This window comes from uncultured Shewanella sp. (assembly GCF_947491715.1).
Classification (GTDB): domain Bacteria; phylum Pseudomonadota; class Gammaproteobacteria; order Enterobacterales; family Shewanellaceae; genus Shewanella.
The window spans coordinates 269504-288773 of the sequence record NZ_CANLKR010000002.1 but is presented as its reverse complement, the minus strand read 5'-3'; the positions used below and the strand labels follow the sequence as shown (position 1 = coordinate 288773).

At 41.3% G+C, this 19270-nt stretch carries 15 protein-coding genes and 1 tRNA gene; 6 read left to right on the top strand and 10 right to left on the bottom strand.

Going from position 1 to position 19270, the window contains the following annotated elements; genetic code table 11:
• Positions 1 to 46: 46 nt before the first annotated feature.
• Entirely contained in the window at positions 47 to 3100 is a 3054-nt protein-coding gene (locus Q0779_RS03930) for a hypothetical protein (RefSeq protein WP_298769725.1), read from the bottom strand.
• 512 nt (positions 3101 to 3612) lie between these two features.
• On the opposite strand from Q0779_RS03930, the gene Q0779_RS03925 reads away from it, so the two are divergent.
• On the top strand, positions 3613 to 4548 hold the full coding sequence (locus Q0779_RS03925; protein ID WP_298769723.1) for an MBL fold metallo-hydrolase: 936 nt from the start codon (positions 3613 to 3615) through the stop codon (positions 4546 to 4548).
• Between the two features lie 67 nt (positions 4549 to 4615).
• On the opposite strand, the gene Q0779_RS03920 is transcribed toward Q0779_RS03925, so the two are convergent.
• The 5 genes from Q0779_RS03920 to Q0779_RS03900 all read right to left on the bottom strand — a co-directional run bounded on the left by Q0779_RS03920 (position 4616) and on the right by Q0779_RS03900 (position 10980).
• On the bottom strand, positions 4616 to 5353 hold the full coding sequence (locus Q0779_RS03920; protein ID WP_298769721.1) for a serine/threonine protein phosphatase: 738 nt from the start codon (positions 5351 to 5353) through the stop codon (positions 4616 to 4618).
• Positions 5354 to 5589: 236 nt separating this feature from the next.
• Entirely contained in the window at positions 5590 to 5778 is a 189-nt protein-coding gene (locus Q0779_RS03915; protein WP_298769719.1) for a Trm112 family protein, read from the bottom strand.
• Between the two features lie 13 nt (positions 5779 to 5791).
• Positions 5792 to 6808, bottom strand: a complete 1017-nt coding sequence (gene lpxK, locus Q0779_RS03910; RefSeq protein WP_298769717.1) for a tetraacyldisaccharide 4'-kinase — start codon at positions 6806 to 6808, stop codon at positions 5792 to 5794.
• The gene (gene msbA, locus Q0779_RS03905) at positions 6808 to 8622 is read right to left on the bottom strand and encodes a lipid A export permease/ATP-binding protein MsbA (protein WP_298769715.1); all 1815 of its coding nucleotides are present in this window, start codon (positions 8620 to 8622) and stop codon (positions 6808 to 6810) included. Before msbA ends, lpxK begins: the two co-directional genes overlap by 1 nt.
• Positions 8623 to 8655: 33 nt before the next feature.
• Positions 8656 to 10980, bottom strand: a complete 2325-nt coding sequence (locus Q0779_RS03900) for a DNA internalization-related competence protein ComEC/Rec2 (RefSeq protein WP_298769713.1) — start codon at positions 10978 to 10980, stop codon at positions 8656 to 8658.
• A gap of 28 nt (positions 10981 to 11008) precedes the next feature.
• Here Q0779_RS03900 and Q0779_RS03895 point away from each other — a divergent pair, with 28 nt between their 5' ends.
• The gene (locus Q0779_RS03895) at positions 11009 to 11536 is read left to right on the top strand and encodes a DUF2062 domain-containing protein (RefSeq protein WP_298769711.1); all 528 of its coding nucleotides are present in this window, start codon (positions 11009 to 11011) and stop codon (positions 11534 to 11536) included.
• Positions 11537 to 11598: 62 nt separating this feature from the next.
• Here Q0779_RS03895 and Q0779_RS03890 read toward each other — a convergent pair whose 3' ends face one another.
• Together Q0779_RS03890 and Q0779_RS03885 are read right to left on the bottom strand one after the other, a co-directional pair.
• Positions 11599 to 12426 carry a M23 family metallopeptidase gene (locus Q0779_RS03890; RefSeq protein WP_298769709.1) on the bottom strand — a complete coding sequence of 276 codons (828 nt, stop codon included), beginning with the start codon at positions 12424 to 12426 and terminating at the stop codon, positions 11599 to 11601.
• A 29-nt stretch (positions 12427 to 12455) separates the two neighbouring features.
• Positions 12456 to 13337 carry a 6-carboxytetrahydropterin synthase gene (locus tag Q0779_RS03885; RefSeq protein WP_298769707.1) on the bottom strand — a complete coding sequence of 294 codons (882 nt, stop codon included), beginning with the start codon at positions 13335 to 13337 and terminating at the stop codon, positions 12456 to 12458.
• Between the two features lie 239 nt (positions 13338 to 13576).
• Between Q0779_RS03885 and Q0779_RS03880 the strand changes: the two genes are divergently transcribed.
• Entirely contained in the window at positions 13577 to 14923 is a 1347-nt protein-coding gene (locus Q0779_RS03880) for a dihydroorotase (RefSeq protein ID WP_298769705.1), read from the top strand.
• A 60-nt stretch (positions 14924 to 14983) separates the two neighbouring features.
• On the opposite strand, the gene yejK is transcribed toward Q0779_RS03880, so the two are convergent.
• The gene (yejK, locus tag Q0779_RS03875) at positions 14984 to 16012 is read right to left on the bottom strand and encodes a nucleoid-associated protein YejK (RefSeq protein WP_298769703.1); all 1029 of its coding nucleotides are present in this window, start codon (positions 16010 to 16012) and stop codon (positions 14984 to 14986) included.
• Between the two features lie 77 nt (positions 16013 to 16089).
• On the opposite strand from yejK, the gene Q0779_RS03870 reads away from it, so the two are divergent.
• The 3 genes from Q0779_RS03870 (at position 16090) to Q0779_RS03860 (ending at position 18423) form a co-directional block, all read left to right on the top strand.
• Complete coding sequence (locus Q0779_RS03870) at positions 16090 to 16308, top strand: YejL family protein (protein ID WP_298769841.1); 219 nt, start codon at positions 16090 to 16092, stop codon at positions 16306 to 16308.
• A gap of 79 nt (positions 16309 to 16387) precedes the next feature.
• Positions 16388 to 18184 (top strand): DUF3413 domain-containing protein, encoded by a 1797-nt coding sequence (locus tag Q0779_RS03865; RefSeq protein ID WP_298769701.1) that lies wholly within the window; start codon positions 16388 to 16390, stop codon positions 18182 to 18184.
• A 162-nt stretch (positions 18185 to 18346) separates the two neighbouring features.
• A tRNA-Pro gene (locus Q0779_RS03860) sits at positions 18347 to 18423 on the top strand.
• Positions 18424 to 18880: 457 nt separating this feature from the next.
• Here Q0779_RS03860 and Q0779_RS03855 read toward each other — a convergent pair.
• On the bottom strand, positions 18881 to 19261 hold the full coding sequence (locus tag Q0779_RS03855; protein ID WP_298769699.1) for a hypothetical protein: 381 nt from the start codon (positions 19259 to 19261) through the stop codon (positions 18881 to 18883).
• Positions 19262 to 19270 lie beyond the last annotated feature (9 nt).

Below are 19270 nucleotides of genomic sequence, written 5' to 3'. Positions count from 1 at the left end.
ATTTCAAATAGAAATGATGCAATGCGAACTCCAAATGAACGACAAATTAAGGAATAGAGGTTTCAATTAATACTAAAGAGGGTAATAACTCAGTTACAACTGCACGACTATCATTACCATAGTTATACCCGCCCCATGTGACCACGCCACCATCTACCTTTAGTGCCGCAAAGGCAGAGTCGGTAGAATATATAGCAGCAATATTGGTCAATTCATCAGCAACTGTACTACTATCGCCACCAGAGCTGCTATTACCCCATGTTACCACGCTACCGTCTACCTTAACTGCAGCAAAGGATGAATCATTTGTATAAACCATTTTAATGTTGTTCAATTCACTAGCATCCAAAGTAATAAGACCATCTGTACCGTATCCAAATTTTTCATGCCTTCCCCAATGGCCTTCACCATAAGTATCTCCTCCCCAAGATACCACATTACCGTCTTCAGTTAATGCAGCAAAAGCTGATTGAGTTGTAAAAAGTGTTTTAATATTATTAAGATCACTGGCCACAGCACTGCTGTCAGCACCTCTAAAATCAACACCCCATGTCACCACGCTGCCATCGGCCTTCAGTGCTGCAAAGGCACCCCATGTTGAATAAATTGATTTAACATCAAATAATTGGGCCTCAACGGTACTGATGTCCCGAGCAGGATAATCATCGCTCCATGTTACCTCTCCCCATGTCACCACGTGGCCATCATCAGTGAGTGCAGCAAAGGCGGATTCAGTCGAATAAATCATTGCAATATTTTTTAATTCACTCGCCACAGCACTGCTATCACCGCCAGTATAACTATTGCCCCACGTCACCACGCTGCCATCGACCTTCAGTGCCGCAAAGGCAGAACCTGTAGAGTAAATAGCTTCAATATTAACGAGTTCACTCGCGACAGCACTGCTATCACCGCCAGTATAACTATTGCCCCACGTCACCACACTGCCATCACCATTGACAGCTGCAAAGGCTGAACCATTTGAATAAACAGTTGTAATATTAACGAGTTCATTCGCCACAGCACTGCTATCTCCACCAGCATAACTATTGCCCCACGTCACCACACTACCATCACCATTGACAGCTGCAAAGGCTGAACCATTTGAATAAATTGCCGTAATGTTAATAAGTTGACTCGCCACAGCACTGCTATCACCACCTCCATATTCACTTTCACCCCATGTCACCACACGACCATCATTCTTGAGTGCCGCAAAGGCAAACTCTGTAGAATAAATCACCTTTACATCGGTCAATGCTTCATCAACTGCACTGCTGTCCCCACCATCAATACTGGTGCCCCATGTCACGACATTTTGTTCATCATTGACTGCCGCAAAGGCCCTTTGAGTTGAATAAATAGTATTAATGTTCACTAATTCACTCGCCACAGCACGACTATCTCCTCCATGATTAATCCCTCCCCATGTCACAACATTACCATTGGAGGTTAACGCTACAAAAGCGAAATCATTGGAATAAATATCCGTTATGTTGGTCAGTTCACTCGCTACAGCACTAATTTCTCCTCCAGAAAACTCACTGCCCCATGTGACCGCGCTACCATTGGCCTTGAGTGCCAAAAAAGTTTGAGATGTCGAATGAATAGACGTGACATCAACCAATTCATGCGCCACGGCACTGCTATCACCACCAGAAGGTTGAGCTCCCCATGTTACTACGTGGCCATCAGCCGTAAGTGCAGCAAAGGCTACATAGTTTGAATAAATCATAGTAATATCAATTAATTCATCCGCCACAGCACTGCTATCACCACCAGAATAATTATTACCCCATGCCACCACATGGCCATCAGCCGTAAGTGCCGCAAAAGCATCCCTTGTCGAGTAAATATTACTGATATTAACTAACTCACTTGTCACCGTACTGCTGTCACCACCAGAATAGGTATTCCCCCATGTCACCACGTGGCCATCAGCCGTTAGTGCCGCAAAGGCTGAATAGCTGGAATAAATCATCGTAATATCAACTAATTTATCTGCAACAGCGCTACTATCGCCACCATAAAAGTCATAACCCCATGTCACCACACTGCCATTCCCCTTGAGCGCTGCAAATGAATAAGCTGTTGAATAAATTGCCTTAATTTCAACTAATTCTTTAGTCACTTCACTGCTGTCACCACCATATTCACTATCACCCCATGTGATTACACGGCCGTCAGCGGTTATTGCTGCAAAAGCATAATCGTTTGAATAAATAGCTGTAATATCAGCTAATTCTTCGATTACAACAATTCTTTCTTTATCATCACTAAACAGATCTCCACCCCATGTCAACACACTACCATCCGCCGTGAGAGCAGCAAAAGCATACTCCGTTGAATGAATATCTTTAATGTTGACCAACTGACTCGCCACAGCGCTGCTATCACCACCAAAAGATTTATTACCCCATGTTACAACCTTGCCATCAGCCGTGAGTGCAGCAAAGGCAGAGCTGGTTGAATAAATCATAGTTATGTCAGTCAACTCACTGTCGACACCGCTACTGTCACCACCAGAGTTTTTATCTCCCCATGTCACCACATTGCCGTCTGCCTTGAGCGCCGCAAAAGCTGAGCCAGTTGAATAAACATCAACAATATCAATAATTCCATACAACACATACTCGCTTGCAGTGACTTGCTCTTCACTATCCATACCTCTAACTTCAAGCCTCATGGTATAATCTAAACCACCTATTTTTGGCATGTAAGTCTGCTCTGAACTGACGATCTTATCATTAACTGTCCACTTGTAATCGTATAAGCTCTCTATACAACTTGTACAAGTTACACGGGCACTGTAAAAGCCCTCGGCCATAGCCTCAGCCGTTAATTGAGTAATTTGGGGGGCTAATTGTTCAGCCACTGTAGTAACATCATCATCACTATCAACTGTCCCCGAAGCATCGGCAGTACTGGTATCAGTGGAAGTCATGTCGTCAGTATTGGAGCTAGTAGAAGTCATGTCGTCAGTATTGGAGCTAGTAGAAGACGTATCATCACCTCCTCCACAGCCCATCAATAATAAGACTAACAAACACACTGAAATAAAATAAAATGTAGGGGATTTAGACCTCATAAAATAATACATATCAGCTCCTAAGCAAACTATAGATGTTATCGATTCCATTCAACTTTTATGACGATAGAAAATAGAATAAAATTGATATTTTTAATTTATTGCAATTTTTAATTTCTTTTTGAGAAACAAAAAATATCTAATACGCCTGAATATAGCTGTTTAAAGCAAAGATTAAATGAGGCTTGAGTATGATATCGCTCTAATCTAATGAATATAATTACTATGTAAATTAATACTTTTATACTACACGTAAACACTTCACACCAAATGAAGAATATAAAACAATAGTGATGACGGGTATATTGCTAAGGGAACTTAACTTCATTCCTTGCAATAAAATAATGAAGACTCACACATAAAAATGCCATTCACCTTTTTGAATGCTAATGACACTTTAGTAATAAACACCTAAAAGTTCACTACCACTTTCTATCATTTCAAGTTAAATTTCATACTTAACTTAGAGAGAATATACTCTCAAATGCAACATTCTAACTGGCATTTAAAATAAGGAAATGAACATGGAGAGAGCCTGTATTCAAACACTAGCTAAATGGAGCGAACCTAAATGGAGCGTGTCACGTTGGAACCTGAACATCATTATACTTATTTCCAGTATAATGAGTGTATTCGCCCATGCCGATGAAGACAAATTTAGCGACGTTGAGATAATTGCCATTCCCCTCAATGACAACAGTTACATGCTCATGGGTGCAGGCGGCAATATGGGTGTATCAGCAGGCTCTGATGGTCTGCTCATCATTGACGATCAATTTGCCCCACTCGCCGATAAAATCACCAAAACACTCAATGACATCCAACCTGGACTGCCACAGTTTATTATTAACACTCATTTTCACCGAGATCATACTGGCGGCAATGACTATTTTGGTCAACATGGTACCATCATAGCCACTGAGAATGTATTGACTCGTTTGTCAGCGGATCCTGAACGACCAAAATCTGCTCTTCCTGTTATCACTTTCCAAGATAGCATTAACATCCATTTTAATAATGATATCTTCAACATAGTACACATGAGCTCAGGCCATACCGATGGAGACAGTGTGGTGTGGTGGGATCAAGGTAACATTCTTCATATGGGCGATTTATTCTTCAAAGATAGGTTTCCCTATATCGATCTCAAACAGGGTGGCTCGGTCACAGGTTACCGCAACAATGTGGCCAATATTCTCAGTAAAGTCAATGCACAAACAAAAATCATTCCAGGTCATGGCAGTCTGGCCACTAAGGTCGATCTGATTCGATTCAAAGCCATGTTGGATGACTCAATTTTGTGGATGCAAACCCAGTTAGCAAATAATAAATCACTTGAAATGATCCAAAAACAGGGTTTTCCTGCGCAATGGAAGCAATGGGGGCTTTTTTTCGTGAGTGAAGAAAAGTGGATAGAAACCTTATACCAAGACTTGTCTCCACAAATACAAGCTGAGTAATATCAAATCAATAAACAGAAAATAAAAAAGACCTCAATATTAAGGTCTTTTTATCTCAAATAACGGTCTAGCCAAATGAATGAGCTGATTGACCTCTAAAATGTTTCAAAACCCAATAAACTGGCGTTAAATCACGCCCGCCCCGATTTTTAAATAGGGACACAGGATAATATAGCCATTGCCATTTTTTTAAACACTTAGCCGCATTTTGCCAAATCGCCTCTCCACCCTGTAAACGATACTGTTCGATGGCAGGTACAATAAAGTCATGCAGTGGCCCCAGATAACGATACAAACTATGGATAAACACGAGAAGATCTCTTACCTGTTGGTAATCAAGATCTTTTTTGTATTGACTCGCCTCAAAATCAATAAAAGTTACCTGACCATCCTGCCAACTAATATCGCGTAAAGCCGGACGACCATGAGCTAAACTCATCTTATGCAAATTAGCCAATGCTTTAGCACTGTCATTTAAAATTTGATGCATACATGGCTGACTGATCTGCTCTTCGGTTAGCCATTGCTTGACCGTTGACCCCACATCCTCAACCACAAAAAAATCTTTTTCTGCCAAGACCAACTTAGGCACAGGCGCTAGCTTCTCCGCCATTTTTTTTAACGTCAAGACTTCGGTTTTAATCGCCTCTAGCGGACTGGGTTTTAATATTCGCATCACACCAGAGTGATGCTCAGCTTGCTTCAACCAATACCGCTTCCCTCGATATTCAAAATTTGAAACTCGCTCACCTTTATTCAGCACTAATAGCTCTGCAATAAAAGATTTAAAGACATTATCTACCATGACTCAGACTCCATTCATATAAGACGGTAAATTGAAAAGTAACAACAGGAAAAATAAACAGAACATAACTCCATCTAATCAAAAAAGAGTGAAGTAATTAACTAGTTATTATATATATAAGGAAGAAAGTTCACAAACATGAAAGAATAAAAAAGCGCCACACGGCGCTTTTCGACATATTTTCTTACGTTTAAACAAAAAACTTAACGTATTCAATTGACAAGCATTACCGAATATTAACTATTTGTCTCTTTCGGCATCCAAGCTTGAGCTTGATTCTCTAGCAAAACGGGAATACCGTCATTAATGGGATAGACTAACTTATCAAATTTGCAGATCAGCTGCTGTGCTTGCTTCTCATAAGTTAATGCTCCTTTGCAAACAGGACATGCCACTATGTCTAACAATTTTTTATCAAATATCATTGAATATATACCTTTAATATCGATCTTGTTTAAGAATATTCGACCTTAACGCTTTCATCTTAGCACTAATTTCAATTAATAAGGCTTGCTCAAAACCTGATGACATACTGGCATCAACCGCTAAGTAACCCCAGTTATCTTTGGCAAAATCCATACATTTAATCGCATCTTTCTCGGTCATCACGAGTGGATAATTGCCCGCAACATCGCTGATGGTCGATAAATAATAAGCTTGGTGATCATCAAACCCATGCGTTTTATGCACTTGATATCCTAATTGGGCTAAGCTATTGAAAAAACGCTGCGGATCCCCTATTCCAGCCATTGCCACAATAGGTTCATCTCGATGAAATGGATGGGAAGAACCGGTAAGTAAAGGCTGAATGGGCTTGGCTTGCAGACGCATTTGAAATTCCCCCTCTTTAGCCTCACCACCATTAATGATAATGAAATCAGCTTGTTCAAGTCGCCAAGCACCTTCCCTTAAAGGACCTGCGGGCAACAAGGAGCCATTACCTAAACGCCGATGGCCATCAACAACAACCATTTCGATACTTCTCGCCATGGCATAATGTTGTAAGCCATCATCACTGATAATAATATCCACATCAAAATCCGCCAGTAGCTGATTGGCAGCTTGAATACGGTTAGGCCCAACAACCATAGGCACTTGAGTACGCGCCACTATCATCGCAGGTTCATCACCCACTTCCATGGCTTTCGCCCCAGGGTATACCGATTTTACCCCCTCGATAGTCACACCATAACCTCGGCTTATCACCCCTGGTTTATAACCATGTTGGCGCAACAACTCAATCAAATAGATAACTGTCGGCGTCTTTCCACTCCCTCCAACAGTAATGTTACCCACAATAATGACAGGGACGGGCAATGAAGTGACTTTTTTAAAACCTGATTTATATAGTTGACGTCTAATGGCTGTCACTATGGCATACAGCCAAGATACTGGCATTAATACCCAGCGCCACAGGCTGCTTCCATACCAAACTTGATTAATCCAGGCTTGCATTATTCACCAAACTGCATCTGATAAAGATTGGCATAAGCCCCATCTTTTTCAATTAACACATCATGGGTGCCTCGCTCAATCACTTGCCCTTGATCAATGACCAATATTTGATCCGCACTTTCAATTGTTGAAAGTCTATGTGCAATCACAATCGAAGTCCGGTTTTGACGTAAATTATCCAATCCCCGCTGAATCGCTTTTTCGGACTCCGTGTCCAAAGCTGAAGTCGCTTCATCTAAAATAAGCACAGGAGCGTCACGTAAAATAGCGCGAGCAATGGCAATACGCTGCCTCTGTCCACCCGATAACATCACACCATTTTCACCAATTTCCGTATCCAATCCATTCGGCAAGTCTTTAATAAATTCCATTGCATAAGCTAGCTCTGCAGCATGCTCGATTTGTTCTCGAGTGACTTGACCTGAATAGGCATAAGCAATGTTATTGGCAATGGTATCGTTAAATAGCGTCACTTGTTGAGAGACTAGAGCCACTTGTTTACGCAACGATTTCAGTGAATATTGTTCAATGGGCACATCATCAAGGCAAATTTCTCCAGCACTCAGCCCTGAATAAAAACGCGTGATCAAACTGGCAATCGTCGACTTTCCCGATCCCGAACGACCAACTAAGGCAATGGTTTTACCTTGTTTAACAGAAAAATCAATACCATTCAATGCTTTCTTTGGTTGACCCTGATAACTAAAGTCAACCGATTTAAAACATAAATCACCACGAACACGTTTCACTTCAAGTGTGCCTGTATCCACCTCTGCTGAGGTATCTAATAGCTCGAAAACCGTTGTACAGGCAGCAATACCTCGCTGAAAATCAGCATTCACACGCGTTAAGTTTTTAATAGGCTGTAACATCGCCATCATCGCACCAAGCAAAGAAGCAAACGTTCCTGCGGTTAAATCAGCTTTGAGTGAATCTATGCTGGCCGCATATAACACAAAGGCTAACGCAAAAGAGCCAATAATCATGACTAATGGCTGACTAATGGCCTGCGTCGTCGCTAATTTCATGTTCTGATAACGATTACGATCATTGATGCGATAAAAGCGCTCGGATTCGACTTTTTGGCCACCAAAAGACAACACATTTTTATGACCTTTAATCATTTGCTCTGTCGCCGCAGTCACGCCCCCCATTGCCGCCTGAATTTGCTTTGATACTTTTCGAAAACGTCGACTCACAACCGCAATCACCAGACCAATAATCGGTCCAATGACTAGAATACACAAGGATAATTGCCATGAAAAATAAAACATCAAGCCCAGCATGCCCACCACAGTAATGCTGTCTCTGACAATGGTAATTAATGCACTTCCAGAAGCTCGAGCAATTTGCTCTGTATCATAAGTCACACGAGAAATTAAATTACCCGTATTCTCTCTGTCCATATAACTCACGGGTAACTTCAAATAATGCTCAAAGACTTCTTGACGCATGTCTTGAATAAGCCGTGCGCTCATATACGCCACACAATAAGTTGAAGCAAAATTTGCCAGCCCCCGTAAAGTGAACAGACCAATAACCACAAAGGGAGCCATGATTAATACATCACGGCTGGCATTAAAACCGCCACTCGTGCCAAAATCCAATTGACCACCAACAGGGCTTATTTTACTGGCTCCTCCACCAAAACCTTCATCGATAAAAGGTTTAATCACAGCAATAAAAGCAGCATCCACTAATGCATAAACCATAAGCGCGATAATGGCACAAACAAAAACGGTTTTTAACGGTTTTAAATAGCCTAATAATCTCTTAAAGACCATCCAAGTTTCATTGTTATTAGATGTTATCATTGACCCAAGCTAGCAAATGGAAAAAAGAGCATTCTACTCTGCTTTATCCACTTCGCCAAATCCAAACAAGCCGTTATACCAAAATGACGCTAAATCTTGACGATATGTTACCCACCGCCAAGCTTCCTGATTAAAAAAAACACTAACCTGCCCCATTTCACTCGTACTCGTAACTTGGCTGCCCATACTCCTATATCGAGATACAATTTCTGGCTTAGGAAAGCCGTAACGATTATGCAAGCCTGCAGGAAAAACCGTCAATTTCGGCGAAACCGCTGTAACAAAATCTGGAGTCGATGAAGATAGACTGCCGTGATGAGGAGCAATAAGTAATGTAGAGCGTAAATCAGCAGACTGTTTAAGCAAGTGCTTCTCCCCCCGCTTTTCAATATCTCCCGTTAATAACACACTATGAAAATCATCATAGATTCGAATAACACATGAGCCATTATTGCCTTTCATTTTTTGAAGTGGACCAAGTACATCAAGTTGTAAGCCTTGCCAGAACAGTCTATGAGGTCGACACGCTTGACCATGATATGAAGGTATATCGGTGATCATTTGCACATTAGGATAAACATCAACCATATCCTCAGCACCGCCCGCATGATCATTATCCCCGTGACTTAATATTAAATAATCCAAAGACCGGATCCCTTTCGCAGCCAAGAAAGGAATAACAACCCTTTTAGCATAACTAAAATGTTCACCGTAGGCTGCTCCCGTATCATAAAGTAATCCATGACCTGATTTCTCAACCATCACGGCTAAGCCTTGACCAACATCTAAAATATGCACCGACCATTGATGCCCTTTAGGTGGCCACAGCCAAGTCATGATTTGAAGAGTGAAAGGTAAAAAAAGTAAAACACAACACACTCTCCATCTTTGACCTATCACTCGACAGAAAATCACGCCACCGATTAACGCCAATATCCCGGTATATATAACGGGATCAGGCAATACAATCCAACGTCCCACAAAATGAAAGCTTAACGCTAATAACTCACTAACAGGCCATAAACTCCAATCCAATAATGAAAAAACAGCATTAACATCAAAGTGTAATAATTGTCCTAGCGCCCAAATGCATACCGCTAATACCATCACAGGAATAACAATCACACTAAACCACGGCACTAAAATCAAGTTAATCCAAAAACTGTGTAACGTGATCCCCCCAAAAAAAAGGGCTTGTAATCCCCCTAAGCCTAAAGACAATCGCCATTGGATCCCCCAAAAAAGCCAACATTTAGCCCTAAAGCTGCCCAACAGGCTAGATTGAGAAGAGGTATCGACTGAGGCATCGTCAGATTGAACTTGAGTTATATGATTTTGAATTGTCAGTAAAATAATTGCTAATGCACTAAATGACAACCAAAAGCCCGCACTTAAACAGCTGACAGGATCGAGCAATAGTACAAAAAAGAGTGCATACAATAAGCGTTCCCAAGGTGAAGAACAGCGCTTTAACAAACTGAGTCCCATCACCAATAGCAACATAATAAATGCCCGTTGTGTGGATATCGAAAAGCCTGCTAAATAGGCATAAAACGCAACAGTAAACAGACTGACAAAGCTGGCAATAAAGAGATGACTTCGCCCAATAGGCGAAAAAAATTGCCGTAAAAACCAAAATACACTCACAAAAATCCACACACCGACAACACTTAAATGCAAACCAGAAATCGCCATTAAATGTCCAGTACCAGTTTGCCGCAAAGCTTGCCAACGATGCACTGAAATCCCTTGTTTATCTCCGGCAATCAATGCCAGCATTAAGTCACCATTATCAAAAGATGCCAAAATAGGAGATAATGCATGAATAAATTGCGCCCTTAACGGTACCGTTTCTTTCAATAAACGCCCTGAAAGCACTTTTCCTTTTGCTATGATATGCTTACTCAACAAATTTTTTTGTTGATTGTAGCCCCCTTGATTTAACACGCCTGATATCGACTTTAGTCTAGCAGTGAGTTGCCAAGTTTGGCCTATTTGTAAAGGAGGCGGTTTTGACCAAGTTAATCTTAACTTTTTAGTTACCAAGTGGAATGAATTTACACCTGTTAGCTCAACGTCTACATTTATCCAGTCGCCGTTTGAGTGAACTAATGCTATTATTTCGCCCTCTAATTTTACAGAGGTTGGATCGGCAGGCAGATCCCATGACATAAGTTGATGGTAAAACAATCCCAGCCAAGCCGCCGCAAACAGGCCACCAGAGAAAAACGGGGAGAGGCGAAATACAAAGCCTGATGCAAGCAGTAAAATCAAGACAAATGAAAAAGGTGGCAACGCAGGCCACACAATAGTAGAAATAATAGTGACACAAAAACCTAATAGAAATCGATTCATCATGAATAAGTTAAGGCTGTAAAGTACAGATATGCCAAAAAAATTAATAGAAAGGTTTATGCCAAAGCCTGAAGTCTTGCAAAATCATAAACATTTACGCATCTTTGGCAAATTGCTTCATAAAACCAATTTATGGGCATTGAATCGACGCTCTGCACCCGGCGCATTTGCTGTAGGTCTTTTTGTCGGCTGGATCCCTATGCCTTTTCAAATGGTGCTTGCTGCAGCACTGGCTATTGTGTTTAATGTCAATATTCCTGTTGCTGTGGCCCTTGTCTGGATAACCAACCCATTAACCATGCCATTTATGTTTTATGGCGCCTATATTTTAGGCACCAAAATTTTAGGCTATCATGAGCGACCTTTTGCTTTTGAGGCCAGTTGGCATTGGATTGAATCCTCTATCAGCACCATAGGCCCGCCTTTTCTTGTGGGATGCCTCACTTTAGGCATTATTTTTTCGGCCAGTAGCTATATTTTAATCAAAGGAATGTGGCGGTATTCGATTATTTTAAAATGGAAGAGTCGAAACAGTAAAATTTTATACACTCGCAAATGAATCATTTCATAATAAAAAAACCAGAACATTTGTTCTGGTTTTTTTATATCGATACATCACGCTTATTTTTTAGCAAGAACACTGGCCATTGATGGCACAACAGTCGTAGGATCCAGCCGCATTTGATACCAATTCACCCGCCAATCGAGATGTGGGCCCGTCACACGCCCTGTCGCCCCAACTTCGGCAATAGGTTGGCCTTGTTTGACCGTATCACCCACTTTGACATACAGCTTACTCAAATGTAAAAAGCTAGAACTCAAACCATAACCATGATCGATAATTAACGTCCCACCAGAATAAAACATATCTTTCACCGACAAACTGACAGTGCCACTAGCAGGCGCCACAACAGCCGTTCCCGTTTTAGCGGCTACATCAACACCATAATGTGGTGTTCCAGGTTTGCCATTATAAAAACGTTGACTGCCATAGACGCCTGAAATCCGTCCCGTAAGTGGCCAAATAAAATCTTGAGTAAAGGCTAAATTGGGGCTAAAGACCGCTCTCGCGGCCTTTACCTCACCACTGTCTTTGGCCGCTCTTAATTGCGCTTTAGGATCAGGCTTCATAATTTTCTTGCTGATCCCATTCACTTTTTGGATCTGATAATCACGTTCACTTAACGTAAAAGGCACAAATTGTGATAATCCATCAGGATAAACTAAACGTAAAGATTGAGATAATTCAGGCTGCCTTGAAAAACCAAACACAAACTGACCATCAGGCGTCACTTTAATGGCTTTATCATTTAAAAAAACCTGAGTTCCCGGCGTGGTTTTAGCACGGATCACCGCACCCGGTTGCACCTCACCAAAAAATTGCACATCAGCCAATACCGACTGGATCACACTCACATTGATGAGCACCAAAAAACACACTAGACGCATATGACTCCCATTGATGATTGCTGTTCAACTTAGCCAACAGGCCCTTTCTCCACAATCGCACCTTTACCGACACCTTCAAACGCGACCACTTTAAAATGACTCATTGGCACTTTTTCACTCAGAGTATTCGCTATAAAATCAGCGAGCAATTCAACCGTCGTATCGTGTGGAATAATATCACAACAGGTCTTTGGCATCGCCAGTTGGAAGTCCCCTTGAGGGGCTTGATAATGAAAACCAAAGTGTGTTTTATCTGACACTTGAGTTTGCACTGACAAAGACAGTGTCCCCACTGGCACGATATCTTCTTCGCTGCCTAAGTAAATATCCTGCCAACGTTCGGCCCAATAATCATCCCATTGAGTCGCAGCGACTCCATTTTCATAAATATGAATAGGACTACGATGGCCATGAGCAATACGCTGACAATTACCATCATGTTTTTTGAGTCCATGAGTGTAATGATAAAAAGGTGTCGCATGCTCCTCATTACGTAAAATCAATGAAATGCCTTCGACATTATCAGGCAGTACTTCCGTCAAAGCTTTTTTTAAAAAAGTATCAACACTGTCAAACGTAATCGCTTCACTGGGAATAAGGGCAAACGCTTGTTCAGGACAAGCGAGGTGAAAATCACCTTTAGCACTGGAAAAATCCATCCACACTCTATCACCTTGTTGTTGCCAACGCACTTCACTGCATGCGGTCGGAATAAGCAAACGATGATCAGCAATATCATCAATGGTATCTTTAATCGTACGTTTGACTTTAGCAAAATCTAACACCATATTTTGCTCATCAAGCCCACCACTAAGCACCACATCCACAATCCAACTTTCCCCGACCATGCCACGCTCTGCACATAAATACGAAAAATCGATGACGGTTAAATCTTTAACAAACAATTGCATTGAAACTCCCAGGCAGAAAAACAGTCTACCTATTCACGCCCATTCAGCGATGGCCAAAAGGCAAAAAATGTAAAAATCACTAACCCTACTTCCATAAAACAAACCATGATTGCAACAAATCGAGGCCATGTCTTAAAGCGCAAAGGCGAATCGCCCATTTTAATATGATCCTCTCCCTTTTTTCGAGTATTATATGGATGTCTTTGACATAAAAATTAACTCTTCAACTCAGGTAGCCTATGAAAACCCTTATTTGTAATGCTCAATTGGTTAACGAAGGTACAATCTCATCGCAAGATCTGTTAATTGAACATGGCCGGATCAGCCAAATTTCCCCACAGATCTCACCGACTTCTGAAATGAAAGTCATTGATGCAAAAGGTAAATATTTATTACCTGGTATGATTGACGATCAAGTTCACTTCAGAGAGCCTGGTTTCCCTAATAAAGGCACCATAGCCACAGAGTCTAGAGCCGCGGTGGCCGGAGGGATCACCAGCTTTATGGAAATGCCCAACGTCAACCCACAAACAACCAATTATCAAGCCCTACAAGATAAGTATAATCGAGCTCAACAAAGCTCACTGGCAAATTTTAGTTTTTATCTAGGTGCCACTAATGATAATTTAGATGAAATTAAAAACTTGGATCCCAATGAAGCTTGTGGTGTAAAAATTTTCATGGGCGCATCAACAGGTAACATGTTGGTCAACGATCCTGACACCTTAGAAGGTATCTTTAAATATTCACCCGTATTGATTGTCACTCACTGCGAAGATTCCCCCATGATTGCCGCCAATGAAGCCAAAGCCCGTGAGCAATATGGAGAGCATATTCCCATGGCCCTTCACGGCGAAATTCGCTCTCGTGAAGCCTGTTTAAAATCCTCGCAATTAGCCACTGAATTGGCCTTAAAACACCAAGCAAGATTACATGTACTGCATTTAACCACAGCAGATGAGCTCTATCAATTTAAAGCAGGTAAAACCTTAAGCGAATTGAAAGACGCTAACATTACTGCTGAAGTTTGTGTGCATCACTTAACCTTTAATGACGGTGACTATGAGCGTCTAGGCACTCAAATTAAATGTAATCCTGCTGTTAAAAAACAAAGCGATCAACAAGCTTTAATTCAAGCGGTTAAAGATGATGTTATCGATATTATCGCCACCGATCATGCTCCACATACTTGGGATGAAAAGCAAGCAGAAAGCTATTTCAAAGCACCTGCAGGTGTGCCATTAGTCCAGCATGCGCTATTATCGTTACTGGACTTACATGCTCAAGGGCATTTCAGTTTAGAAAAAATCGTACAAAAAACCAGCCATGCCGTTGCTGAGCGCTATCAAGTCAAAGACCGAGGCTACTTACGTGAAGGCTATTTTGCCGATTTAGTGCTCATTGATCTCGACAGCCCCTTTACTGCAACAAAAGATAACACCCGTTATCATTGTGGCTGGAGCCCTTTTGAAGGCCATAGATTTGCTGGCAGCATTGCAGGCACTTGGGTCAATGGACATCATTTGTTTGATGGTGAGAAATTTATCGATAATACCTTTGGTCAAAAGCTCACTTTTAATCGCTAACATTCCTTCTCTATGTATAAAAGCACTCAATTGAGTGCTTTTACTGAAAGATTACGGCCTCTACTCACCTTTTAAGCGGCGATCCAATTGATCTTTCAAATTAGCCGGCACACCTTTGATCATGATAGTGTCAGAAATAGGATCGTAGATCACTCTCTCCCCTAAATGCGTACCATCAAAACTCAAGCTCACGCCACCACCAGTGCCAGAGAACTTTTTCAATTGTCTTAAGGTAGGTTTGTCCGCCGGAAATTCATCTTCCAGTGCATAATCCCCCCCTTGTGCAAAGTCATAAAATGACTCCATACCTTGGTCGGCAAGCTCATCCGCTAAATCTTTAATTTCAATATCTGCACCACTATCACAACGCTCGCTGCAATAATCAAAAACCCGCTCACGGGTTTGCTGACGCTCATCTTTTGTCAGCTCACTACTGGCGACAAAATCTTCAACCGCCGTTAATAAAGATTTATTTTGCGCTTTCGTATTCACTCCTTCCACACAACCCATAAAATCAAGAAAGAAGTCTGCGACTTTGCGTCCGGCTCGCCCTCGCACAAAAGAAATATATTTGCGTGAACTTTTATCCGCCTGCCATTCCGTTAAATCGATACGTGCCGCTAATTGCACATTATTCAAATCTAAATGGGTGTTTTCCGACAGCTCCATATCATCTAATACTGTCATCGATGATTTTGCGTTGAGAAGCGACACAAATAAATAATCACTCGTCATATAGGTATAACAAGACAGCAGTAAAAAGCCCCCTTGACTGAAATCATACTTTGCCAGTTCCTCTTGCAGTAATTGACTGGCAAGACCAGAAAACTCTACGAAGCCCAATTGACCAGAGCGGTAATTTGTTAAGGCATTTTCAAAAGCCGGATTGGCTTCACCGTCTTCCCCTGAAATACCAAAGTGACCAAAGCCTTTACCCGCTTTGCTGGTATAAGTTTGATGCAGCTCATCAAGCATGATCTCAACGGCTTGACTGTTTAATAAAGGTTGTGGACGCAATCGACAACTGAGTTGTCCCTCAGTATTTTGAGAAATTGCATGAATAATTGCTTGTTCGACGTGAATACTCATAAGCCTCGATAGTGATAATAGAAGAAATCCGTTATTATATGCTGCTAATTAAATTAAAAGTGAAACATTTTTATATTATGGCTATCCAATCAAAATATACTAACACACAAGTTGAGTCGATTATTGCTGAATTATTAGCAGTACTTGATAAACATCAATCACCTACCGATCTGTCACTCATGGCACTAGGCAATTGCGTTACCCATTTACTGACAAGCAAAGTGCCAGCAGAAGCGAGAGCTGAAGTGACGGAACAATTTGCAAAAGCACTATCAAATTCAGTGAAAAATAACTAATATTAAGTACATATGTGAGACTGGCTACGTCACGATGATTGTCCAGTCCTCTCATTTTATATAACTGAAGCGGATGAATATGGTCGAGCGAGAAAAACAAATGGGACGTGATCGCGTCTCGCACTTAGTCAACTGGGGACATTGGTTTGCCTTCTTTAATGGTTTTCTAGCCATGATAGTCGGCCTGCGTTATCTTGAAAATATCGGTTACCCAGACTCCATGATCGGTTGGGGCTATTTATTCTTGCTCACCGTAGGACAATTTAGCTTTTTGGCTTTTATTGTCTATTTAGTGTGTTTATTTCCCATTACTCTATTATTGCCCTATTCCAAAATTTTACGGGGACTGGCCGCAGTTTTAGCCACCGTAGGGCTTTGTATCCTCCTTTATGACACTATCATTTATGACGACTATGGCTTACACCTCAGTCCTTTTGTCTTTGATTTAGCTTGGGCAAATTTGCATGCCTTGCTACGAGGTACATCCTACATTGTGACACCTATCGGCATATTGATCTTAGAGTTAGTTGCCGCGAATTTTATTTGGAAACGCATTAACAAAATCAGTAAAAAGAATTTGGGCAACAAAGTGGTCGCCTTTATTGGTGTTTGTTTTGTTAGCAGTCACCTTATTCATATTTGGGGAGACGCCGCCGATATCACTGAAATCACTCGCTTTGATGATGCCTATCCCCTGTCCTATCCTGCGACAGCTCGCTCTTTAATGGAAAGTTATGGCATTGATAGCCGCTCAAAAAACGATCCGAAAACCCCAAGAAAAAATAGCCTCAACTACCCCATTAATCCATTACAGTGTCACACAGAAAATGCAAGCTATGGTAAAGCCAATGTATTACTGATTGCCATAGACAGTTTCAGAGCAGATATTGCCGATGAATACTCCATGCCGTTCTTTAGTCAATATCGCAACCAAAACCAAAATTATAGCAATCATTTAAGTGGTGGAAATCAATTTGATAGTGGCATGTTTTCACTGTTATATGGCCTACAAGGCAATTATATTTCCGCCAATGATCTTCACTACCAGAGTCCATTAATGACCCAAACCTTTAAACAACAAGGTTATCACCTCAACCTCTTTAGTGGACGCTCGCTCAATATTCAACCGCAGGCTATTTTTGATGACTTTACCCTAGTGCCATCCAGTAACATGAATGGGGCAGCAGAAGCGGATTTAAACACCATTAAACACTTCAAACAATGGCAAAATGCACAAACAGCTCCTTGGTTTGCACTCGTCAACTTAACCGCCCCCGATAGCTATGATACACCTGTGGGCTTTTTAGGTATTAAAACGGTCAAATCCGATGTCGCATTAAAACCTGCTCAAAAAGTCCTTTTTAATCAATATCGTCAATCTTTAAACTTTATTGATGACCAATTAAAAGTACTGCTCAAAAAAGTGCCTAGCAATACCTTAGTCATCATTACTGGCGCAACGGGTAAAATGCTCACCAGTAACAGTAACGAAGCGAGAGTCAATTTGATGCCACAAAGTGTCGAAGTCCCTTTTGTGATCCATTGGCCAGATCAGAAAATTCCCAGTACTGTGCCCTATCGCACCAGTCATTATGGGCTCGCCCCCACGCTCATGTCTCAAGTATTGGGTTGTAGCAATCCTGCCAGCGATTACAGTGCGGGACGCACCTTGACGCAACCCAGTAAAGAACCTTGGGTGTATGTGGGCGACAACCGTATTTTTGCTATTTATCAAAAAGATGAAATTACAGTGATCAATCGCCACGGTAAATATCGTATTTTTGATAAAAATTACCAATCTCGATTAAACAAGAAAATGCAAGCTCAAGACTTAATTCAAGTCATGAATGAAAGCCAACGTTTTCATAGTCATTAACGAAAAATAGGCCATCAATACCGCGCGAGATTATAAACTAAGCAATCAATTCGGTTATTTACATTTATGACTTGCGCTAGCATCGCCCTCTTGATAAAGTGCGTCTCACACCGACACAGCCCCCATAGCTAGCAATAGTAAACGATGTGTTGGATGAAAAATCGGTATGTAGCGCAGCCCGGTAGCGCACTGTCATGGGGTGTCAGGGGTCGGAGGTTCGAATCCTCTCATACCGACCACATTCAAATAAAAAAGCCTATCTTATGATAGGCTTTTTTATTACCTCTACTCCATACTCCCATATATTCATCACTCGTGTAGCGGGTCGCGCGGTTTGGGAAAAATAATCGGCGGGTTTGGAAAAAAAACAGTTTAAAATCTTGCTCTATTTTTACTTATAAAACAAATAAGTAGTCCTCATTCCCCGTTAAGAGTCCTTTATTTTCTTTCTAGTTATTATGTAAGACATTTCAATTCAATACTAAGTAACCAACTGATTTTAAATAATATTCAATAACTAGAAAGTAAGTACCCCAACTAGAAAGTAACTTTCTAGTTGAGGTGCTCTAACTAGAAAGTGATTTATTTTCTTTTCCTTAAAAATGGCCTCTTTTGCTGCTCACTGAATGCTGTTTAACGCCGCCTTAAAAGCCGTTTAATGTTAGGTTAAACGGCTTTTTACTGTCTGTAAGTAAGTTAAATCGTAGTGTTCTCTGGGCAATCTGTGGCGGTACTGTACTCGTCAAGAGTTTTTAAGTACGAATAGGCCGCCTCTCGTGGTGTCATGTCTGTGTATAAGTCATCTTCTAATCTGATTTGATAGATATGGATGTTATAGCCGTCACGCACTTGATCAATCGGTGGCCTGTCCTCAGTAATGGCTTGCTCGCTGGCAAACACACTTAACTGAAAGGTACACACATGTGCCCCACCTTCGACTATCGCTAACTCATTGCTATTGTCGAGGGTTTCACTCAGTGACAAGTTGTTACTGGTCGATAGTTGACTGATCACCAGACACGGGTCGGTTACCGTTATTCCACTGGACATTTCGATACTTGGCATATTTAGCGCCATGTTGCTCTC